This is a genomic window from Streptomyces sp. NPDC040718 (assembly GCF_055593565.1).
The window spans coordinates 320,607-341,209 of sequence record NZ_JBVIXO010000007.1 but is presented as its reverse complement, the minus strand read 5'-3'; the positions used below and the strand labels follow the sequence as shown (position 1 = coordinate 341,209).

General features: G+C 71.8%; 13 protein-coding genes, 1 tRNA gene and 1 rRNA gene. 11 read left to right on the top strand and 4 right to left on the bottom strand.

Annotated features, from left to right (window positions below; translation table 11 throughout):
• The 3 genes from rrf to ACZ597_RS20685 all read left to right on the top strand — a co-directional run.
• A 5S ribosomal RNA gene (rrf, locus tag ACZ597_RS20695) occupies positions 1–93 on the top strand; the annotation flags it as partial.
• A gap of 5 nt (positions 94–98) precedes the next feature.
• Positions 99–171, top strand: a tRNA-Thr gene (locus ACZ597_RS20690).
• 98 nt (positions 172–269) lie between these two features.
• Entirely contained in the window at positions 270–902 is a 633-nt protein-coding gene (locus ACZ597_RS20685; RefSeq protein WP_471332016.1) for a hypothetical protein, read from the top strand.
• An 8-nt stretch (positions 903–910) separates the two neighbouring features.
• Here ACZ597_RS20685 and ACZ597_RS20680 read toward each other — a convergent pair whose 3' ends face one another.
• Positions 911–3,493, bottom strand: a complete 2,583-nt coding sequence (locus ACZ597_RS20680; protein WP_471332013.1) for a SpoIIE family protein phosphatase — start codon at positions 3,491–3,493, stop codon at positions 911–913.
• Between the two features lie 185 nt (positions 3,494–3,678).
• On the opposite strand from ACZ597_RS20680, the gene ACZ597_RS20675 reads away from it, so the two are divergent.
• The 8 genes from ACZ597_RS20675 (at position 3,679) to ACZ597_RS20640 (ending at position 17,591) form a co-directional block, all read left to right on the top strand.
• Positions 3,679–9,162, top strand: coding sequence for a HAMP domain-containing protein (locus ACZ597_RS20675; RefSeq protein ID WP_471332055.1), 5,484 nt, complete (start codon positions 3,679–3,681; stop codon positions 9,160–9,162).
• A gap of 235 nt (positions 9,163–9,397) precedes the next feature.
• A complete protein-coding gene (locus tag ACZ597_RS20670) occupies positions 9,398–10,078 on the top strand; it encodes a response regulator (protein WP_469114782.1) in 681 nt (226 codons plus the stop codon).
• Positions 10,079–10,244: 166 nt separating this feature from the next.
• Positions 10,245–13,058, top strand: coding sequence for an FtsK/SpoIIIE family DNA translocase (locus ACZ597_RS20665; protein WP_471332010.1), 2,814 nt, complete (start codon positions 10,245–10,247; stop codon positions 13,056–13,058).
• 293 nt (positions 13,059–13,351) lie between these two features.
• The gene (locus tag ACZ597_RS20660; RefSeq protein WP_471332007.1) at positions 13,352–14,254 is read left to right on the top strand and encodes a helix-turn-helix domain-containing protein; all 903 of its coding nucleotides are present in this window, start codon (positions 13,352–13,354) and stop codon (positions 14,252–14,254) included.
• Between the two features lie 125 nt (positions 14,255–14,379).
• A complete protein-coding gene (rimO, locus tag ACZ597_RS20655; RefSeq protein WP_471332005.1) occupies positions 14,380–15,882 on the top strand; it encodes a 30S ribosomal protein S12 methylthiotransferase RimO in 1,503 nt (500 codons plus the stop codon).
• A complete protein-coding gene (pgsA, locus tag ACZ597_RS20650; RefSeq protein ID WP_471332002.1) occupies positions 15,879–16,535 on the top strand; it encodes a CDP-diacylglycerol--glycerol-3-phosphate 3-phosphatidyltransferase in 657 nt (218 codons plus the stop codon). The genes rimO and pgsA overlap by 4 nt, the downstream gene beginning before the upstream one ends.
• Positions 16,536–16,600: 65 nt before the next feature.
• The gene (locus tag ACZ597_RS20645; RefSeq protein ID WP_471332053.1) at positions 16,601–17,101 is read left to right on the top strand and encodes a CinA family protein; all 501 of its coding nucleotides are present in this window, start codon (positions 16,601–16,603) and stop codon (positions 17,099–17,101) included.
• Between the two features lie 109 nt (positions 17,102–17,210).
• Positions 17,211–17,591 carry a helix-turn-helix domain-containing protein gene (locus tag ACZ597_RS20640; protein WP_007266936.1) on the top strand — a complete coding sequence of 127 codons (381 nt, stop codon included), beginning with the start codon at positions 17,211–17,213 and terminating at the stop codon, positions 17,589–17,591.
• A 421-nt stretch (positions 17,592–18,012) separates the two neighbouring features.
• Here ACZ597_RS20640 and ACZ597_RS20635 read toward each other — a convergent pair whose 3' ends face one another.
• The 3 genes from ACZ597_RS20635 to ACZ597_RS20625 all read right to left on the bottom strand — a co-directional run bounded on the left by ACZ597_RS20635 (position 18,013) and on the right by ACZ597_RS20625 (position 20,447).
• Positions 18,013–18,819, bottom strand: coding sequence for an SDR family NAD(P)-dependent oxidoreductase (locus ACZ597_RS20635; RefSeq protein WP_471332000.1), 807 nt, complete (start codon positions 18,817–18,819; stop codon positions 18,013–18,015).
• The gene (locus ACZ597_RS20630) at positions 18,816–19,628 is read right to left on the bottom strand and encodes an Fpg/Nei family DNA glycosylase (protein ID WP_471331997.1); all 813 of its coding nucleotides are present in this window, start codon (positions 19,626–19,628) and stop codon (positions 18,816–18,818) included. Before ACZ597_RS20630 ends, ACZ597_RS20635 begins: the two co-directional genes overlap by 4 nt.
• A 102-nt stretch (positions 19,629–19,730) precedes the next feature.
• Complete coding sequence (locus ACZ597_RS20625; RefSeq protein WP_471331994.1) at positions 19,731–20,447, bottom strand: hypothetical protein; 717 nt, start codon at positions 20,445–20,447, stop codon at positions 19,731–19,733.
• Positions 20,448–20,603: the final 156 nt, after the last annotated feature.

Sequence of the window (20,603 nt, the reverse complement as noted above, 5' to 3'; positions counted from 1 at the left end):
ACGCCCGGTTACATTCCGAACCCGGAAGCTAAGCCTTTCAGCGCCGATGGTACTGCAGGGGGGACCCTGTGGGAGAGTAGGACGCCGCCGAACAACCCGCCCTTTTAGCTCAGTCGGTAGAGCGTCTCCATGGTAAGGAGAAGGTCAACGGTTCGATTCCGTTAAAGGGCTCTGACTTGACAAAGAGGCCCCCGCCACCAGGCGGGGGCCTTTTTTGCGTTCTAGGCTCGTCCGCGGCGCGACAGTCCGCGAACGGGAAGAGAACGGAAATGCTGGAGAACAAGGCGGCCCAGGCCGAATTCGAGAGCGCGTGGAACGACGTGCGGCACACGCGTGCCGAGCTTCCGCCGGTCGACGTGAACGCCGTCCTCTCGGAGCGGTACGAGACAGACGAGCCGCTCGCCTTCACCGCGGACATGCTCTGGGACATGGAGGTACGCAAGGCCGGCGATCCTGCCGCCTTCATCCCCTACGTCGTACGGGCCGGCTCCGCGGCCGCGTGGGTCCCCGGACGGGAGGGCGGGGAGCTCGGCGACGTGTTCGTACGCCGGTCGGACCAGCGGATCTGGGTGAGTCCCGACGAATACGGGCTCGTGCTGGAGGAGGTCTACCTCGACCACCGGCAGAAGCTGGTCACCTTCCTCGGCCGCGCCGATCTCCCGGAAACCCCGGAAGGCCCGGCGGCGGCCGGGACGGGACAGCCGCTCTTCCACGTACAGCACGGCGTCGCCGGTACGGCAGAGCGGCCCACCAACACCTGGCGGATCGTCCTGCTCACCGACGAGCCCGACGCGCGCGTCGTGAAGGTGTTCGAGGAGATGGCGGCGGAGGTGTGGCTGCCCGGGTTCGTCGAGAACTACGTACGCGACGTCCTCGGCCTGACCCTCACCCGGAAGCCGTAGGGCAGGGGTCAGGAGCCTTCGCGCTGCTGGGGGACCCGGAAGGCCAGGATGGCCATGTCGTCCGAGGCCGGTTCGGCGGCGAAGCGCTCGACCGCGCGCAGGACCCGGGAGGCGACCGCGCCCGCCGTGAGGCCGGTGCAGGTGGTGAGGACCTCCGCGAGGCCGTCGTCGCCGAGCATCCGGGTGCCCTCACGGCGTTCGGTGACGCCGTCCGTGACGCAGAGCAGGACGTCGCCCGGGTCGAGGGTCATGGTCTGTTCGTAGAGGTCGAGGTCGTCGATCACGCCGAGCAGCGGCTGCGGCTCCGCGGCCGGCGTGACCTCGCCGTCCGGGCGCAGCCGCAGCGGCAGCGGGTGGCCCGCGCAGACGACCTTCATCAGGGCGCCGCCGTCGGGCTGCGGGTGGAGCTCCCCGTAGAGGAGGGTCAGGAAGCGGCTGCGGGCGCCCTCGTCGAGGATGGCCGCGTTGAGCCGCTCCAGCACCGCCGGCCCGCCCAGGCCCTCGCGGGCCAGGAGGCGCAGGGCGTGGCGGGCCAGGCCGGTGACGGCGGCCGCCTCCGGGCCCGTACCGCAGACGTCGCCGATGGCGAAGCCGTAGGCGCCGTCGCGGATCGGGAAGACGTCGTAGAAGTCGCCGCCCACCTCGTTGCCCTCGCCGGCGGCGCGGTAGATGACCTCGACCTCCATGCCGGGGATGGCGGGGGAGCCGGGCGGCAGGAGGCTGCGCTGGAGGGAGCGGCTGATGGCGGTGCGCTCGGAGTAGAGGCGTGCGTTGTCCAGGGCCAGGGCCGCGCGGCGGGAGAGGTCGTCGGCGAGTTCGAGGATCTCCCGGCGGAAGTGCTCCTCGCTGGGCTTGCCGAGCGTGAGCATGCCGATCACCCGGTTGCGGGCGAGGAGGGGCAGTACGACCGTCTCGCCGCCGACCGCGGCGGCCGTCGCCGGCCAGGGGCGGGCACCGGCCTCGCGGACCGGTTCGGGCGGTTCGACGCGGGACAGGAGGGCCTTGAGGCCGTCGATGCGCTCCTCGTCCTCGTGCAGGACGTAGGCGAGGTAGGGGTCCGAGGCCTGGTCGGCGATGGTGTAGACGGCGCACCAGGTGGCGAGCGTGGGGACGGTCATCTGGGCCATGAGGGCCAGGGTCTGGTCCCGGTCGAGGGTCCCGGCGAGCAGGTCGGAGGCCTCGACGAGGAAGGACAGGGAGCCGCGGCGCAGCCGTTCCAGCTCGCCCAGGCGGGCGGATTCGACGGCGAGGGCGATACGGTCCGCGGCGAACTGGAGACGCAGGGCCTCCTCGTTGGTGTAGCGGCCCGGGCCCTCGGCGGCGACGCCGAGGGAGCCGGTGAGGCGGCCCTCGACCTTGAGGGGGACGGTGACGACGGAGCGCATGCCGGTGGACTCCAGGAGCGGTACGGCTCCGGGGACGACGGCGAGGTCGTCGTGGACGGCGGGCAGGCGGGCCGATCCGTAGCGGCTGGTGCCGGCCTCGACGGGGACGCGGGCGAAACGCTGCCGGGTCGAGGGCAGGCCGGTGGTCGCGCGGACCTCCAGCTCGGTTTCGTCGTCGGTGGCCAGCAGCAGGAAGGCGGCGTCGGCGTCGAGCATGTCGCGGGCCCGCTCGACGGTGCGCTGGAGCAGCCCGTCGAGGTCGTCGGGGGCGGGGGAGCCGATGAAGACCTCGAAGGGGTCGGTGGGGCGGGGCTCGCTGTGCTGGCCGTCGGAGCTGGGGACGCGTACGGGGGTCTGGAGCAGGGCCCGCTCGTCGTCGTGGACGAGGAGGCAGACGATGGAGGGCTCGCCGTGGGCGTCGCGGACCCGCAGGTGGGAGGCGTAGACGGGGATGACGCGGCCGTCGGCGCCGCGGATGCCGTAGCTGCCCTCCCAGCGGGACAGGCGCAGGGCCTCGGCGACGCCGGTGCCGGTGCCCGGGGTCTGGGGCCAGGCGGCGATCTCGGCGAGGGGGCGGCCGACGGCCTTCTCCGCGGGGTGGCCGAAGATGTGCTCGGCGTCCTCGTTCCAGGCGGAGATGGAGTCGGTGCCGTCGATCTGGAGGACGGCGACGCGGACCCGGCTCTCGGCCAGGGGCAGGAACTGGTCCGGTACGACGGGGCCCGCGGAGCGGGTACCGACCGGCCGGTCCGGGAGGTCGAGGCGGAACCACACGTGTTTGTGGGTGGCGGTGTACTCGACGCCCCAGCGGGTGGCGAGGGCGGCGCAGAGCATCAGGCCGCGGCCGCTCTCGCGGTCGGGATCGGCGTACGGGCGCTCGCCGGGGTGCCGCAGGGGCAGCTCGCGCTCGGGGTAGCGGTCGGCGACCTCGACGCGTACGCCGTCCTCGGCGCGCAGGCACAGGACCTCGGCCCTGGTTCCGGCGTGCACCACGGCGTTGGTGACGAGCTCGCTGGTCAGCACGACCGCGTCGTCGACGATGTCCGCGAAGCCCCAGCCCTGCAGCGTGTCGCGCACGAACGCGCGGGCGGCGGCGACCGACCGCCCTTGAGGGTCGAAACTGGCAGCCGCCCGTGCCGTGATCACGAGTCTCCTTCGACGCGGTTGAACATCGGATGCCAGGTTACTTACCTTCGCGGTCGCCATGAGGCCGTCGTACCGGATTCCACCCGCGGGGTGCGGCCGGTGTGCGATGGTGCCGAAGTGTTATCGCCGGGTTCGGCCAGGGTGAAACACTGGGCAGGCTTGGAGAGCCGGCTCTTGGACAGCCGGTGTCCGGTGGAACAGAGGTCGACCCTTTCGGGAGGGACACGGTGGAGTCCAGCGCAGCGGTGCGGCGTACGGGAACGCGGCCCAAGGGCGGGCGGTCCCGGCGGAACGGGACCACGGAAGTCGACACCGCCGCTCTGAACCGTCTGCTCACGGCCCTGGTGTCGATGCGGGACGGGAACTTCCGCAAGCGGCTGACGGTGTCCGGCGAGGGCGTGATGGCGGAGATCGCCGCCGTCTACAACGAGGTCGCCGACCGCAATCTGCACCTGACCGGTGAGCTTTCCCGGGTCCGGCGGATGGTGGGCCGTGAGGGCAAGCTGAGCGAGCGGCTGGAGACGGGGGCCTGCGAGGGCTCCTGGGCGGCCGCGATCGACGCGTCGAACCAGCTGGTGGACGATCTCGCGCGGCCGGTGTCCGAGGTGGGCCGGGTGCTGTCGGCGGTGGCCGAGGGCGACCTGGACCAGCGGATGGACCTGCGGACGCAGGCCCCGGACGGGGTGGGGCATCCGCTGCGCGGGGAGTTCCTGAAGGTCGGGCGCACGGTCAACAACCTGGTCGACCAGCTGTCGGCGTTCACCGACGAGGTGACGCGGGTGGCGCTGGAGGTCGGTACGGAGGGCAAGCTGGGCGGTCAGGCCCAGGTGCGTGGAATGTCCGGTTCTTGGAAGGACCTGACCGACTCCGTCAACACGATGGCGTACCGGCTCACCGCTCAGGTGCGTGACATCGCCCTCGTCACGACGGCGGTCGCCAAGGGCGATCTCTCGCGCAAGGTCACGGTCCACGTGGCCGGCGAGATGCTCCAGCTGAAGAACACCGTGAACACGATGGTGGACCAGCTGTCCTCGTTCTCCTCCGAGGTGACGCGCGTCGCCCGCGAGGTGGGCACCGAGGGCGAGCTGGGCGGTCAGGCGAAGGTGCCCGGGGTCGCGGGCGTCTGGAAGGACCTGACCGACTCCGTCAACACGATGGCCGGGAACCTGACGGCGCAGGTGCGCGGGATCGCGCAGGTGACGACGGCCGTGGCGAACGGCGACCTGTCGCAGAAGGTGCGGGTCAGCGCGCGCGGCGAGGTGGCGCAGCTGGCCGAAACGATCAATCAGATGACGGAGACGCTGCGGACCTTCGCGGACGAGGTCACGCGCGTGGCCAGCGAGGTCGGTGCGAAGGGGCTCCTCGGCGGCCAGGCGCAGGTGCCGGGGGCGGCGGGTACCTGGAAGGACCTCACCGACTCGGTGAACACGGTCTTCCGCAACCTCACCACGCAGGTGCGGGACATCGCCCAGGTGACGACCGCGGTGGCCAACGGCGACCTGTCGCAGAAGGTCACGGTCGACGTGGCCGGCGAGATGCTGGAGCTGAAGAACACCGTCAACACGATGGTGGACCAGCTCCAGTCCTTCGGTGCGGAAGTGACGCGCGTGGCCCGTGAGGTCGGTGTCGAGGGCGAGCTGGGCGGCCAGGCGCAGGTGCCGGGGGCGGCGGGTACCTGGAAGGACCTCACCGACTCGGTGAACACGGCCTTCCGCAACCTCACCGGGCAGGTCCGCAACATCGCCCAAGTGACCACGGCGGTGGCCAACGGCGACCTGTCGCAGAAGGTCACGGTGGACGTCTCCGGCGAGATGCTCCAGCTGAAGAACACCGTGAACACGATGGTGGACCAGCTGTCCTCGTTCGCGGACCAGGTCACGCGGATGGCGCGGGACGTGGGCACGGAGGGACGGCTCGGCGGTCAGGCCCGGGTGGAAGGGGTCTCCGGCACCTGGAAGGAGCTCACCGACTCCGTCAACTTCATGGCCGGGAACCTGACTTCGCAGGTGCGCCAGATCGCCCAGGTGACGACGGCGGTGGCGCGCGGTGACCTGTCGCAGAAGATCGACGTGGACGCCCGGGGCGAGATCCTGGAGCTGAAGAACACCATCAACACGATGGTCGACCAGCTCTCCGCCTTCGCGGAGCAGGTGACCCGGGTCGCCCGGGACGTGGGCACCGAGGGCCGGCTCGGCGGTCAGGCGCAGGTGCCCGGCGTGGCCGGGGTGTGGCGGGACCTGACGGATTCGGTGAACGGCATGGCCGGGAACCTGACTTCGCAGGTGCGCAACATCGCGCAGGTCGCGACGGCGGTGGCGCGCGGTGACCTGTCGCAGAAGATCGACGTGGACGCCCGGGGCGAGATCCTGGAGCTGAAGAACACCCTCAACACGATGGTCGACCAGCTGTCGAACTTCGCGGAGCAGGTGACCCGGGTGGCGCGCGAGGTGGGCACGGAGGGCATCCTCGGCGGGCAGGCGGAGGTCAAGGGCGTCTCCGGCACCTGGAAGGACCTCACCCAGTCCGTCAACTTCATGGCGAACAACCTGACGTCGCAGGTGCGCAACATCGCCGAGGTGACCACGGCCGTGGCCATGGGCGACCTCTCCAAGAAGATCACGGTGGACGCCAAGGGCGAGATCCTCGAACTGGTCACCACCGTGAACACGATGGTCGACCAGCTGTCGTCCTTCGCGGAGCAGGTGACGCGGGTCGCGCGCGAGGTGGGCACCGAGGGCATCCTCGGCGGCCAGGCCCGGGTGCGCGGGGTCACCGGTATCTGGAAGGACCTCAGCGACAACGTCAACACGATGGCCGGGAACCTGACGGCGCAGGTGCGCGGGATCGCCCAGGTCTCGGCGGCCGTCGCCAACGGCGACCTGACGAAGAAGGTCACCGTCGAGGCGCGGGGCGAGGTCGCGCAGCTCGCCGACACCGTCAACACGATGGTGAAGACCCTGTCGTCCTTCGCGGACGAGGTCACGCGCGTGGCCCGCGAGGTGGGCACGGAGGGCCGCCTCGGCGGCCAGGCGCACGTCCCGGGCGTCTCGGGGACGTGGAAGGACCTCACCGACTCGGTGAACTTCATGGCGTCCAACCTCACCGGCCAGGTGCGGCAGATCGCCATGGTCACGACCGCCATCGCCAAGGGCGACATGACCAAGAAGATCGACATCGATGCCCGCGGGGAGATCCTGGAGCTCAAGACGACCATCAACACGATGGTCGACCAGCTGTCGTCCTTCGCCGACCAGGTGACACGGGTGGCGCGCGAGGTGGGCACCGAGGGCATCCTCGGCGGCCAGGCCCGGGTGCGCGACGTGGACGGCACCTGGCGGGACCTGACCGAGTCCGTGAACGAGATGGCCGGCAACCTCACCCGGCAGGTGCGGGCCATCGCGGCCGTGGCCACCGCGGTGACCCGCGGTGATCTCAGCCTGAAGGTCGACGTGGACGCCGCGGGCGAGATCCAGGTGCTCCAGGACAACATCAACACGATGATCGTCAACCTGCGCGACACCACCCTTGCCAACAAGGAGCAGGACTGGCTCAAGGGCAACCTCGCCCGGATCTCGGCCCTGATGCAGGGCCGCCGGGACCTGGACGACGTGGCCTCGCTGATCATGAGCGAGCTGACCCCGGTGGTCTCCGCGCAGCACGGGGCCTTCTTCCTCGCCGTCCCGGCCGGCGGGACCTCCGAGATCGGGACGGACGGCGGCGCGGAGGGCTCGTTCGAGCTGCGGATGCGCGGGAGCTACGCGTACGCGGGCGGCCAGATGCCCATCTCCTTCCGGCCCGGCGAGGGGCTGATCGGCACGGTGGCCGAGGAGAAGCGGACGATCCTCGTCGAGAACACCCCGCCCGGCTACCTGAAGATCTCCTCGGGGCTCGGGGAGGCGCCGCCGGCGCACGTGATCGTGCTGCCGGTGCTGTTCGAGGGGAAGGTCCTCGGCGTCATCGAGCTGGCGTCGTTCACGGGGTTCACGCAGATCCAGAAGGACTTCCTGAGCCAGATCGCCGAGATGATCGGTACGAGCGTCAACACCATCTCCGTGAACTCCAAGACGGAGATGCTGCTCAAGCAGTCGCAGGAGATGACCGAGCAGCTGCGCGAGCGCTCCGACGAGCTGGAGAACCGGCAGAAGGCCCTCCAGGCGGCCAACGCGGAGCTGGAGGAGAAGGCGGAGCTGCTGGCCCAGCAGAACCGGGACATCGAGGTGAAGAACACCGAGATCGAGGAGGCCCGGCAGGTCCTGGAGGAGCGCGCCGAGCAGCTCGCGGTCTCGATGCGGTACAAGAGCGAGTTCCTCGCGAACATGTCGCACGAGCTGCGCACCCCGCTGAACTCGCTGCTGATCCTGGCCAAGCTGCTCGCCGACAACGCGGACGAGAACCTCTCGCCGAAGCAGGTGGAGTTCGCGGAGACCATCCACGGTGCGGGTTCGGACCTGCTCCAGCTGATCAACGACATCCTCGACCTGTCGAAGGTCGAGGCGGGCAAGATGGACGTCTCGCCGACGCGGATCGCGCTGGTCCAGCTCGTGGACTACGTGGAGGCCACCTTCCGGCCGCTGACCGCGGAGAAGGGGCTGGACTTCTCGGTACGGGTCTCCCCGGAGCTGCCCGCGACCCTGCACACCGACGAGCAGCGGCTGCTCCAGGTGCTGCGCAACCTCCTGTCGAACGCGGTGAAGTTCACCGACAACGGGGCCGTGGAGCTGGTGATCCGGCCCGCCGGCTCCGATGTGCCGACGGCCATCCGGGAACAGCTGCTGGAGGCGGGTTCGCTGCGGGACGCGGACGCCGACCTGATCGCCTTCTCCGTGACCGACACCGGGATCGGGATCGCGGCGAGCAAGATGCTGGTGATCTTCGAGGCGTTCAAGCAGGCGGACGGCACCACCAGCCGCAAGTACGGCGGCACGGGCCTGGGGCTGTCCATCAGCCGGGAGATCGCCCGGCTGCTGGGCGGGGAGATCCACGCGGCCAGTGAGCCCGGCCGGGGGTCGACCTTCACGCTGTACCTGCCGCTGCACCCGAGCGAGCTGCCGCCGCAGGGGTACGCGCCGCCGACGCCCGGCGGGGCGCGCGGGGAGTACCGCAGGGCGGCCGAGGAGGAGCCGCCGGCGGTCCAGCCGCTCCCGGCGGTGCTGCCGTCGCCGCTGGGCGCGGCACCGCAGCGGCAGGCGCTGCCGGTGGCGGAGGCGAGCGGTCAGGGCTCCTCTGCGCTGTTCCGGCGCCGGCGCAAGCCGTCGGCCGGTCCGCTGCCGCGCACCGAGGTGCCGGGGCAGTCCGAGGGCGACGCGTGGGACGTGGAGGAGCCGCTTCCGGCGCCGCCGCGGACGTACGACTTCCACGGTGAGCGAGTGCTGATCGTGGACGACGACGTGCGCAACGTGTTCGCCCTGACGAGCGTGCTGGAGCAGCACGGGCTGGCGGTGCTGTACGCGGAGAACGGCCGGGAGGGCATCGAGGTCCTGGAGCAGAACGACGACGTGTCGGTCGTGCTGATGGACATCATGATGCCGGAGATGGACGGGTACGCGACGACCTCGGCGATCCGGCGGATGCCGCAGTTCGCGGGGCTGCCGATCATCGCGCTGACGGCGAAGGCGATGAAGGGGGACCGGGAGAAGGCCATCGACTCCGGGGCCTCCGACTACGTCACCAAGCCGGTCGAGCCCGATTACCTGCTGACGGTCATGGAACAGCACATGCGCGGAAACTGATCGGAGGGCGGGCCGCGGGCGGAGGCCGGGAGGGGAACCTTTGGGTCTCCCCTCACGTTTCCGCTTCGTGCACAGTGACATCTTGGTGACAGGGTGTGGCGATCTCGGGACTGGGGCTACGATGACCGGCACAAGGACGGACGGCTCAAGGATGCCGTCCTCTGGGGCGGGGCCCGGCGCGCATGCCGGAGCCAGGAGCCGGGGAGGCCCCATGCCGGGGCGAGGAGGACAGGGCATGGTGCAGAAGGCCAAGATCCTCCTGGTCGACGACCGGCCGGAGAATCTGCTGGCGCTGGAGGCCATCCTCTCCGCGCTCGATCAGACACTGGTCCGGGCGTCGTCGGGGGAGGAGGCGCTCAAAGCGCTGCTCACGGACGATTTCGCGGTCATCCTGCTGGATGTCCAGATGCCGGGCATGGACGGATTCGAAACGGCCGCGCACATCAAGCGGCGCGAACGGACCCGGGACATCCCGATCATCTTCCTCACCGCGATCAACCACGGTCCGCACCACACCTTCCGCGGTTACGCGGCGGGCGCGGTGGACTACATCTCGAAGCCGTTCGACCCGTGGGTGCTGCGCGCCAAGGTCTCGGTGTTCGTCGAGCTGTACACCAAGAACTGCCAGCTGCGGGAGCAGGCGGCCCTGCTGCGCCTCCAGCTGGAGGGCGGCGGTACCAACGGCGACGGCGGCCGGGAGACGGCCGGGCTGCTCGCCGAGCTCTCCGCGCGGCTGGCGGCGGTCGAGGAACAGGCCGAGGCGCTGACCAAGCAGCTCGGCGAGGACTCGGCGGACGCGGGCGTGGTCGCCACGGCCGCCCATCTGGAGCGGAAACTGACCGGGCTGCGGCGGGCGCTCGACGCGCTGGAGCCGGGCGCCAGCGGAGGGGCCGCCATCCTGCCCGCGCAGGGCTGAGGCGGCCGGGCCGCCCGTCGCGCCGGCGGAGCGGCCCGCCCGGCAACCCCGCTGGGCACCCGTCAGTTCTGTCACGGAGTCAAAGCGCTTACGGGCGGGGCGACACGAACGGGTGAAGGGGTGGGCACGCGTGTCCACCGGCGTGCGCACGGGTAACCTCGGCCCCATGGCCTCAAGTACGTCCGGCAAGGGTTCCCAGAGCACGGCGGGCACCGCGAAGGGCCGCACCGGCCGTACGACGGCGCCGACCAAGAAGGCGGCCCCGCGTAAGCCCCCCGCGAAGAAGGCCGCCGCGGCCAAGCGCCCCCCGGCGAAGAAGGCCGCCGCCGCCAAGCCGGCGCCGCCGCAGAGCGGGGGAGCGGTGCGGCTGGTCCGCTGGTGCTGGCTCGGCCTCGCGCACGCCGTCGGCGGGCTGTTCCGCGGGATCGGCAGGGGCGCCAAGAACCTGGACCCGGCCCACCGCAAGGACGGTGTGGCGCTGCTGCTCCTCGCCCTCGCGCTGATCGTCGCCGCCGGCACCTGGTCGAACCTGAGCGGCCCCGTCGGGGACCTGGTCACGATGCTGGTCACCGGGGCCTTCGGGCGCCTGGACCTGCTCGTGCCGATCCTGCTGGGGGTCATGGCGGCACGTTTCATCCGCCACCCCGAGCAGACCGACGCCAACGGGCGCATCGGGATCGGCCTGTCCGCCCTCGTCATCGGCGTCCTCGGGCTGGTGCACATCGCCTGCGGTGCGCCCGGCCGGGACGAGGGCACCACCGCCATGCAGAACGCGGGCGGGCTGATCGGCTGGGGCGCCTCCAAGCCGCTGATCTTCACCATGGGGGCGCCGCTGGCGGTGCCCATGCTGGTGCTGCTCACGGTCTTCGGGCTGCTGGTGGTCACCGCGACCCCGGTCGCCGCGATCCCGCAGCGGCTGCGCCGCGCCGGGATCCGGCTCGGGGTGGTCCAGCCATGGGGGTCCCCCCGGACGGAGTCTGGGGGAGAGTACGACGAGGGGTACGGGGAGCCGCACGAGGGCTCCGGCCGGCCAGGCCGGCAGGACCGTCATGACGCAGAGCAGTGGCAGGCCCGCACCGGCGGTGCCGGCGACGCGGTGGACGAGGCCGAGGACGCGGCCCTGGCGCGGCGGCGCCGGCCCCGGCGGAGCGCCGCGCGGCCGGGCGGGCGGGAGCCGGACGCCGTCGACGTCGCCGCCGCGGCGGCGGCCGCGCTGGACGGGGTGGTCTACGGGGGGCTGCCGCCGAACCCGCTGGTCGCCGATCTCACCCAGGGGATCTCCGCCCGGGGGGAGGGGGCGGAGGCCACCGCGCCGGTGCCGCCCGCCCGGGAGGAGCGGCCCGCCGCCCGGCCGTCGGCCCCGGCTCCGGCCGCAGACTCCGACGGCGCTCCGCACGAGCGGACCGCGGCGGCCTCCGGGACGCTGGCGGTGCCGGACCTGACGAAGACCCCGCCGCCGGCCCAGCCGCTCCCGCCGCGGGCCGAACAGCTCCAGCTGCGCGGGGACATCACGTACGCACTGCCCTCGCTGGAGCTGCTGGAGAAGGGCGGCCCCGGCAAGACCCGCAGCGCCGCCAACGACTCGGTGGTGGCGGCGCTGACGAACGTCTTCACCGAGTTCAAGGTGGACGCGCAGGTCACCGGCTTCACCCGGGGGCCGACGGTCACCCGGTACGAGGTGACGCTCGGCGCCGCGGTGAAGGTCGAGCGGATCACCGCGCTCGCCAAGAACATCGCCTATGCCGTGGCCTCGCCGGACGTGCGGATCATCAGCCCGATCCCGGGGAAGTCGGCCGTCGGCATCGAGATCCCGAACACCGACCGCGAGATGGTCAACCTGGGCGACGTGCTGCGCCTCGCGGACGCCGCCGAGGACGACCACCCGATGCTGGTCGCGCTCGGCAAGGACGTCGAGGGCGGCTACGTCATGGCCAACCTCGCCAAGATGCCGCACGTGCTCGTCGCGGGCGCCACCGGATCCGGCAAGTCCTCCTGCATCAACTGCCTGATCACCTCGATCATGGTGCGGGCCACCCCGGAGGACGTCCGGATGGTCCTGGTCGACCCCAAGCGGGTCGAGCTGACCGCCTACGAGGGCATCCCGCACCTGATCACGCCGATCATCACCAACCCCAAGCGGGCCGCCGAGGCCCTCCAGTGGGTCGTGCGCGAGATGGACCTGCGCTACGACGACCTGGCCGCCTTCGGCTACCGGCACATCGACGACTTCAACCAGGCGATCCGGGACGGCAAGATCAAGCTGCCGCCGGGCAGCGAGCGGGAGCTCAGCCCGTACCCGTACCTGCTGGTGATCGTCGACGAGCTCGCGGACCTGATGATGGTGGCCCCGCGCGACGTCGAGGACTCGATCGTCCGCATCACCCAGCTCGCCCGCGCGGCGGGCATCCACCTGGTCCTCGCCACGCAGCGGCCCTCGGTGGACGTGGTGACCGGTCTGATCAAGGCGAACGTGCCCTCGCGGCTGGCGTTCGCGACCTCCTCCCTCGCCGACAGCCGGGTCATCCTGGACCAGCCGGGCGCGGAGAAGCTGATCGGCAAGGGTGACGGACTGTTCCTGCCGATGGGCGCGAACAAGCCGGTCCGCCTCCAGGGCGCCTTCGTCACCGAGGACGAGATCGCCGGGATCGTCCAGCACTGCAAGGACCAGATGGCGCCCGTGTTCCGGGACGACGTCACCGTGGGGCAGAAGCAGAAGAAGGAGATCGACGAGGAGATCGGCGACGACCTGGACCTGCTGTGCCAGGCGGCGGAGCTGGTGGTGTCCACCCAGTTCGGCTCCACCTCGATGCTCCAGCGCAAGCTGCGGGTCGGCTTCGCCAAGGCGGGGCGGCTCATGGACCTGATGGAGTCCCGCGGGGTCGTCGGGCCGAGCGAGGGCTCCAAGGCGCGCGACGTGCTGGTCAAGCCCGACGAGCTCGACGGGGTGCTCGCCGTGATCCGTGGCGAGGAGGCTCCCTAGGGCCCCGGGGGCACCCTGTTCCCGGCGGAAGCGGAATCCCCAGGAGCCCCGGGCGGCCCGCTAGAACGGGGGTCCGGCCGCCTCACCCGACCGAATGGGATCGTGGCCGGATCGTCACCGGATCCGGTGGCAACCGTTTCCCTCGGGCGTGCGTCAAGTTGAGGGAGGCACCGGCGGCCGTTCGCCTCGCCATTCGGATGGCGTAGGAAGCGGACCCTCCGGTTGCCCCACCCTTTCGTCACCCCCCTAGACTGGACATCCAGCAGGTGGCTACACGCTCGAAAGGCGCCCTTGTGTCCATCGGCAACTCCAACTCCCCCGAAGAAGAGCGGCCTTCGACCGACGCCCGGTCCGAGGACCGGTCCGAGGACCGCATCGTCGAGCGCTCCGTCGAAGAGCCGTCCATCGGGACGGCCCTGAAGAAGGCCCGGATCGCCGCCGGGCTCACCGTCGACGAGGTCAGTTCCACCACCCGTGTGCGCATCCCGATCGTGCACGCGATCGAAGAGGACGACTTCACGCGGTGCGGCGGCGACGTGTACGCCCGCGGGCACATCCGTACGCTCGCCCGCGCCGTCCACCTCGACCCGGCACCCCTGGTCGAGCGCTACGACGCGGCCCACGGCGGCCGGCCGGCGCCCACCCCCGCCGCACCGATGTTCGAGGCCGAGCGGATCCGCCCCGAGCGGCAGCGGCCCAACTGGACCGCAGCCATGGTCGCCGCCATCGTCGCGGTGATCGGCTTCGTCGGCTTCACGGCGTTCAGCGGCGGCGACGAGCAGTCCAAGCGGCCGGTGGCGGAAGGTTCCGTCTCCCCGAAGCCCGCGCCCAAGCAGCCCGCGGGCAAGCAGCCCGCCGCCCCGACCCCGCAGGCTCCCAGGCCCGAGCCCTCGGACAGCGCCATCGCCGCCGCCCCCAAGGACCTCGTCACCGTCGTCCTGACGGCCGACGCCGGCGAGAGCTGGATCTCGGCGAAGGACCACAGCGGCCGGCTCCTCTTCGACGGCACCCTCGAGCAGGGCGAGTCGAAGACCTTCACGGACAAGGAGTCCGTGGACCTCGTCCTCGGCGACGCCGGGGCCGTCAAGCTGTTCGTGAACGGCAAGGAGATCAAGGAGAGGTTCGAGTCGGGACAGGTCGAACGTCTCACCTACACCAAGGACGACCCGCGCCAGGGTCAGGCCCAGGCGGGCTGACCAGCACGGAATAAGAAATTCCAGATCCCCGGGATCCCGCGCGGCGGCCGCCGCCGGCCCCGGGGATCTTGCCGTGGGGGGACTTGGGGCGGGGGTGGGCGCCGGGACGAAGTAGTCTTGAGTCCATGCCCGAACGCCGTACCGTCGCCCTTGTCACTCTTGGCTGCGCCCGTAACGAGGTGGACTCGGAGGAGCTCGCAGGCCGCTTGGCGGCGGATGGCTGGGAGCTCGTCGAGGACGCCGCCGACGCGGACGTAGCCGTCGTCAACACCTGTGGCTTCGTCGAAGCCGCCAAGAAGGACTCCGTAGACGCCCTGCTGGAAGCCAACGATCTCAAGGATCACGGCAAGACCCAGGCCGTCGTCGCCGTCGGCTGCATGGCCGAGCGCTACGGCAAGGAACTCGCCGAGGCGCTCCCCGAGGCCGACGGAGTCCTCGGCTTCGACGACTACGCCGACATCTCCAACCGCCTCCAGACCATCCTCAGCGGCGGCAGCGTCGAGGCGCACACCCCGCGCGACCGGCGCAAGCTGCTGCCGATCAGCCCGGCCGAGCGGCAGAGCGCCGACGTGGCCCTGCCCGGCCACGCCCAGGCCGCCGAGGAGCCCGCCCCGGCCCCCGCCGACCTGCCGGACGGGCTCGCGCCCGCCTCCGGGCCGCGCGCGCCGCTGCGCCGCCGCCTGGACAAGAGCCCGGTCGCCTCCGTGAAGCTCGCCTCCGGCTGTGACCGGCGCTGTTCCTTCTGCGCCATCCCGTCCTTCCGCGGCTCCTTCATCTCCCGCCGTCCCAGCGACGTGCTGGGCGAGACGCGCTGGCTCGCCGAGCAGGGCGTCAAGGAGGTCATGCTGGTCTCCGAGAACAACACCTCGTACGGCAAGGACCTGGGCGACATCCGCCTGCTGGAGACCCTGCTGCCCGAGCTGGCCGCCGTCGACGGCATCGAGCGCGTCCGCGTCAGCTACCTCCAGCCCGCAGAGATGCGGCCCGGGCTGATCGACGTGCTCACCTCGACCCCCAAGGTCGTGCCGTACTTCGACCTGTCCTTCCAGCACTCGGCCCCCGACGTGCTGCGCGCGATGCGCCGCTTCGGCGACACCGACCGCTTCCTGGAGCTGCTGGACACCATCCGCTCCAAGGCCCCGCAGGCCGGCGTCCGGTCCAACTTCATCGTCGGCTTCCCCGGCGAGAAGGAGTCGGACTTCGCCGAGCTGGAGCGTTTCCTCACGCACGCCCGCCTCGACGCCATCGGCGTCTTCGGCTACTCCGACGAGGACGGCACCGAGGCCGCCGGCTACGAGGACAAGCTGGACGAGGACACCATCGCCGAGCGGCTCGCGCACATGCAGCGGCTCGCCGAGGAGCTGACCTCGCAGCGCGCGGAGGAGCGGATCGGGGAGACCCTGGAGGTGCTCGTCGAGACGGTCGTCCCGCTCGACGAGGCGGAGGAGGGCGAGGGCGCCTACGGGCGCGCCGCCCACCAGGCCCCCGAGACCGACGGCCAGGTCGTCTTCACCGACGGCGCGGGCCTGGTCCCCGGGCGCATCGTCACCGCCAAGGTGGTCGGCACCCTGGGCGTCGACCTCGTCGCCGAGCCCCTGGGCGTGGAACTCGAGGAGGCGGCCGGATGACCGGAGTCCCGGCATCGGCGGCGGGCGGGACCGGCCGCCGGCCCACGCCCGGCGCGAAGCTCGGGACTGCGGCCGTCAACCAGGCCAGCCTCTGGAACATCGCCAACATCCTGACGATGATCCGGCTCGTCCTCGTGCCGGGATTCGTCCTGCTGCTGCTCGCCGACGGGGGCTACGACCCCGTCTGGCGGGCGCTGGCCTGGGCGGCCTTCGCCGTCGCCATGATCACGGACGTGTTCGACGGGCACCTGGCCAGGACGTACAACCTGGTCACGGACTTCGGGAAGATCGCCGACCCCATCGCCGACAAGGCGATCATGGGGTCGGCGCTCGTGTGTCTCTCCTGGCTCGGCGACCTGCCCTGGTGGGTGACCGGGGTGATCCTCGGGCGCGAGCTGGGCATCACGCTGATGCGCTTCTGGGTGATCCGGTACGGGGTGATCCCGGCCAGCCGGGGCGGCAAGCTGAAGACCCTGGCCCAGGGCACGGCGGTGGGCATGTACGTGCTCGCGCTGACCGGGCCGCTGGCGACCATGCGGTTCTGGGTGATGGCCGTCGCCGTCGTGCTGACCGTGGTCACCGGTCTGGACTACATCCGGCAGGCCGTGGTGCTGCGCCGGGCCGGTCTGGTGGCGGAGCGGGCCGCGAAGTGACATACGGGGCGGGGGACGCGCCGGAGGCCGCGGAAGCGGCGGAAGGCGCCGCGGGGGCGGCGGGGGTGGCCGAAGACGTGCTGCGGCTGCTCGCGGAGAGTGACCAGACCCTCGCGGTCGCGGAGTCGCTGACCGGTGGAATGGTGGCTTCCGAGCTGACGGCGGTGCCGGGGGCCTCGCGCGCCTTCCGCGGCTCGGTCACGGCGTACGCCACCGAACTGAAGCACCGCGTCCTCGGGGTGGACGCGGAGCTGCTCGCGGCCGAAGGCGCGGTGAACGCGCAGGTCGCGGAGGAGATGGCGGCCGGTGTGCGGCAGGTGCTGGGCGCCTCGTGGGGGATCGCGACGACCGGAGTGGCCGGACCGGACCCCCAGGACGGGCAGCCGGTGGGCACCGTCTTCATCGCCGTGGCCGGTCCGGCGGGCAGGAAAACGGCCCGACTGCGGTTGAACGGCTCCCGCGCGGAAATCCGTAGGGAGAGTGTACGGACAGTGCTCGAACTCCTCTCGAGCGAACTCCGCGAGAATCGGCGGGGGCAGGATACGGAACAGAACGGGGGGATCTGATGTTTGCAGCCCTGAGTGAACACGACATCGCTCCCCGCACGGCCGCGGCGCGAGGCGGTACGGTGGGGCGTGAAGGTTACGGCTACACGGTCAGAGGAGGGAGCCACCGATGATTCTGCTCCGTCGCCTGCTGGGTGACGTGCTGCGTCGGCAGCGCCAGCGCCAGGGCCGTACTCTGCGCGAAGTCTCCTCGTCCGCCCGAGTTTCGCTCGGCTATCTCTCCGAGGTGGAGCGGGGGCAGAAGGAGGCATCCTCCGAGCTGCTCTCCGCGATCTGCGACGCGCTGGACGTACGGATGTCCGAGCTGATGCGCGAAGTCAGCGACGAGCTGTCGCTGGCGGAGCTTGCGCAGTCGGCCGCCGCAAGCGAACCGGTGCCGGCACCGGTGCGCCCGATGCTCAATTCGGTCTCCGTGGCCTCGGTCACGGGCGGACCCGAGCGGGTGACCATCAAGGCACCCGTGGAAGCGGTGAACGTCGTAGCCGCTTGAGCGTGCCGTTGGGTATGTGAGCGTGGCGGGAGCCCCGGTTGGTGCGTGAGCACCGGCCGGGGCTCCTTGCCGTTCCGGGGGCCTGGCGGAGCCGGTGCCCGGCGTTCTGGGTGCGGGGCCGCGGAGGGTGCGGGAGGATGGGCCCGTCCGGGAACCGGCCCTCCCCCCACTCCGTCCGGGGGGACCGCCAGGGAGGTCGCCGTGCGGCGGTTACTGCGCATACCTGTGGTGGCGGTGCCCTTCGCCCTGGCCGTGGCGGTGCTGTGGTGCTGGGCCGTGCTGCGGCTTGCGCTGGCGCCGGCCGAGGCGGGCCCGGTGGAGGGCGCGATCGCCGTCGGCGGCTGGGGCCTGGGGCTGCTGCCGGTGCACTGCGTGCCGGGGCCCGTGCGCGGGGCCGGCGGGGAGCGGTCCGCGGCGGGGGCTACCAGGGCATCGACACTCCGCCGTTCGGGCGCAGGATCTGGCCCGTCATGAAGGACGAGGCGTCCGAGGCCAGGTAGAGCACGGCCTGGGCGATGTCCTCGGGCTCGCCGACCCGGCCCAACGGGGACATGCGGACCATGGCGGCCTCGGTCTGCTGCTGGACCTCGGGGCCGTGGCGGCCGGTCATCGGCGTGCGGACCCATCCGGGGGCGACGGCGTTGACGCGTATCCCGTGCGGGCCGCTCTCGGTGGCCAGGGTCTTGGTCAGCTGGACGACGGCGGCCTTGGCGGCGCTGTAGCAGAGCAGGCCGGGCTGGGCGGCGTCCACGGCGCCGGAGGCCATGGTGACGACCGAGCCGGGGCGGCCGGCGGAGATCATCGCGCGGACGGCCTCCTGGCAGGTGCGCAGGACTCCCTTGAAGTTGACGTCGAGGATCCGGTCCAGGTCCTCGTCGGTGGTGTCCAGGACGCTGCTGGTGTGCATCACCCCGGCGATGGCGGCCACGATGTCGAGCGGTCCCGCGGCGGCGACGGCGGCGCGCAGGGCGGCCCGGTCGGTGACGTCGAGGGGGTGGGCGGTGGCGGAGCCGCCGTCCTCGGCGATCAGGGCGGCGGTCTCGGCGAGGCCCCGTCCGTCGAGGTCCGCGCAGTGGACGGCGGCTCCGGCCCGGGCGAGGAGGAGGGCGGTGGCGCGGCCTATGCCGCCGGCGGCTCCGGTGACGAGCGCGGTGCGGCCGGTGAGGTCGTACGAGGCGATCGGTGTGGGCATGCCAGGACCGTACGAGCGGATCTGACGGCCCGTCAACTGGTGGGGTGCTCCGGGACCGGGCCGGACTGGCAGCGGGGGCACCAGTACGTGGGCCGGCCGTCCTGCGGGGCCTCGCGGACCGGGGTGCCGCAGCGCAGGCAGGGGCGGTGGGCGCGGCCGTAGACGAAGAGCCCCTTGCCGGGGTGGCGGCTGCCGGTGGTGTTGCGGGCGCCGCCGTGGCCGGTGTTCGCCGCCAGCAGGCGCTGGGCGGCGGAGGCGATGCGGGGGATGGTGGTGGCGGGGTCGGGGAGCGCGCCGACCGGAGTCCAGGGCGTGACCTGGGCGAGGAAGCAGAGCTCGCACTTGTAGATGTTTCCGATGCCCGCCAGGTTGCGCTGGTCCAGCAGGGCCTCGCCGAGCGGGCGGCCGGGGTCGGCGAGGAGGTTGGCGGCGGCCCGCTCCCGGTCCCAGTCGGGTCCCAGGAGGTCGGGGCCCAGGTGGCCCACGGCCAGGGCCTCGTCCGCCGTGCGCAGCAGTTCCAGTACGGGGAGCCGGTAGCCGACCGCGGTGGAGTCGGCGGTGGACAGGACGGCCCGGATCTCGTGGGAGGGTCCGCCGCGCCACTTCTCGCCGGGGGCGAAGAGGCGCCAGGAGCCGTCCATGCCGAGGTGGCTGTGGAGGGTGAGGCCGCCTTCGAGGCGGGCGAGAAGGTGCTTGCCGCGGGGGGTGACGTCGAGGACGGTGCGGCCGGTGAGGTCGGCGGTGGCGAAGCGGGGGACGCGCAGGTCGGCGTGGGTGAGCGGCCTGCCCGCGAGGGCGGCGTGCAGGCGGGCCGCCGCGCGGTGGACGCTGTCTCCTTCGGGCATGGGGCCATTGTCGGGCCCGGGAGCGCGCGGAACCCCCTGGGCGGGGTGGCCGCCGCAGGGGGTTCGCGGATCAGGAGGGGCGAGGGCCGGGTGGGCCGCCCGTCACTTCCAGGTGAGGCCCTTCTGCGGCGGGGAGGCCAGGTTGTTGTACGGGTCGCCCCAGTACAGGGCGCCGGAGACCTTGGTCCCGGTCGGGGCCAGGGCCACGGCGCAGGAGTTCTGCGACTGGCCGTTGGTGAAGCCCTTCGGCAGCGACTCGTTCGGGCACTTGTCGAACTTGCCGGCGATCAGGAGGACGTCGGACTCGCTGCCGCCGTCGAGCAGGCCCTTCATGTGGCCGACGGAGGAGAAGGACAGGTCCGTGTTGCCGGTGTTCTTGACCGTGTAGCGGATGTAGAAGGGGGTCTTGCCCTTCACCTTGTCGGCGGCGATGTTCACCGAGGCCAGGTCGGACGGGTTGCCCGCGTCGATGCCGGTGACCGTGATGGCGAGCTGGCCGCCCTTGTTGCTGCCGTAGCTGAACGGGACGGTGGCCGCCTCGCCGATCTTGAAGGACTGGCCGGACTTGGCCACGGCGCCGCCGGCGGATCCGCCCGGGGCGGCGGAGGCGCCCGCCGAGCCGTCGTAGCCCGTCGAGGAGCTGGGCGCGGCCGGGGAGACGGGCTGGGCCGAGGAACCGGCGGAGGGGGCGGCGGACGGCGCGGCCGGGGCCGCCGGGGTCTCCTCGATGCCGTCCTTGCAGCCGGTCAGGACGAGCGTGCCGGCGACGGCGAGGCCGGCCGCGGCGAGGGTGGTCCGGCGCATGCTGTTGGTGCTCACTGTTCTTGTCCCCCATGACGGGGCACCGCCGATCGCGGTGCCTGTGATCACCTTTGATAAGCCACGGATAAGCGGCTGGGCCAGCCCTGGAGCCCCTGCGGAGCGGCTGGCAGCAGTTTCGTGACATGCCCAAGACATACGTGTCCGGGTCGAGAC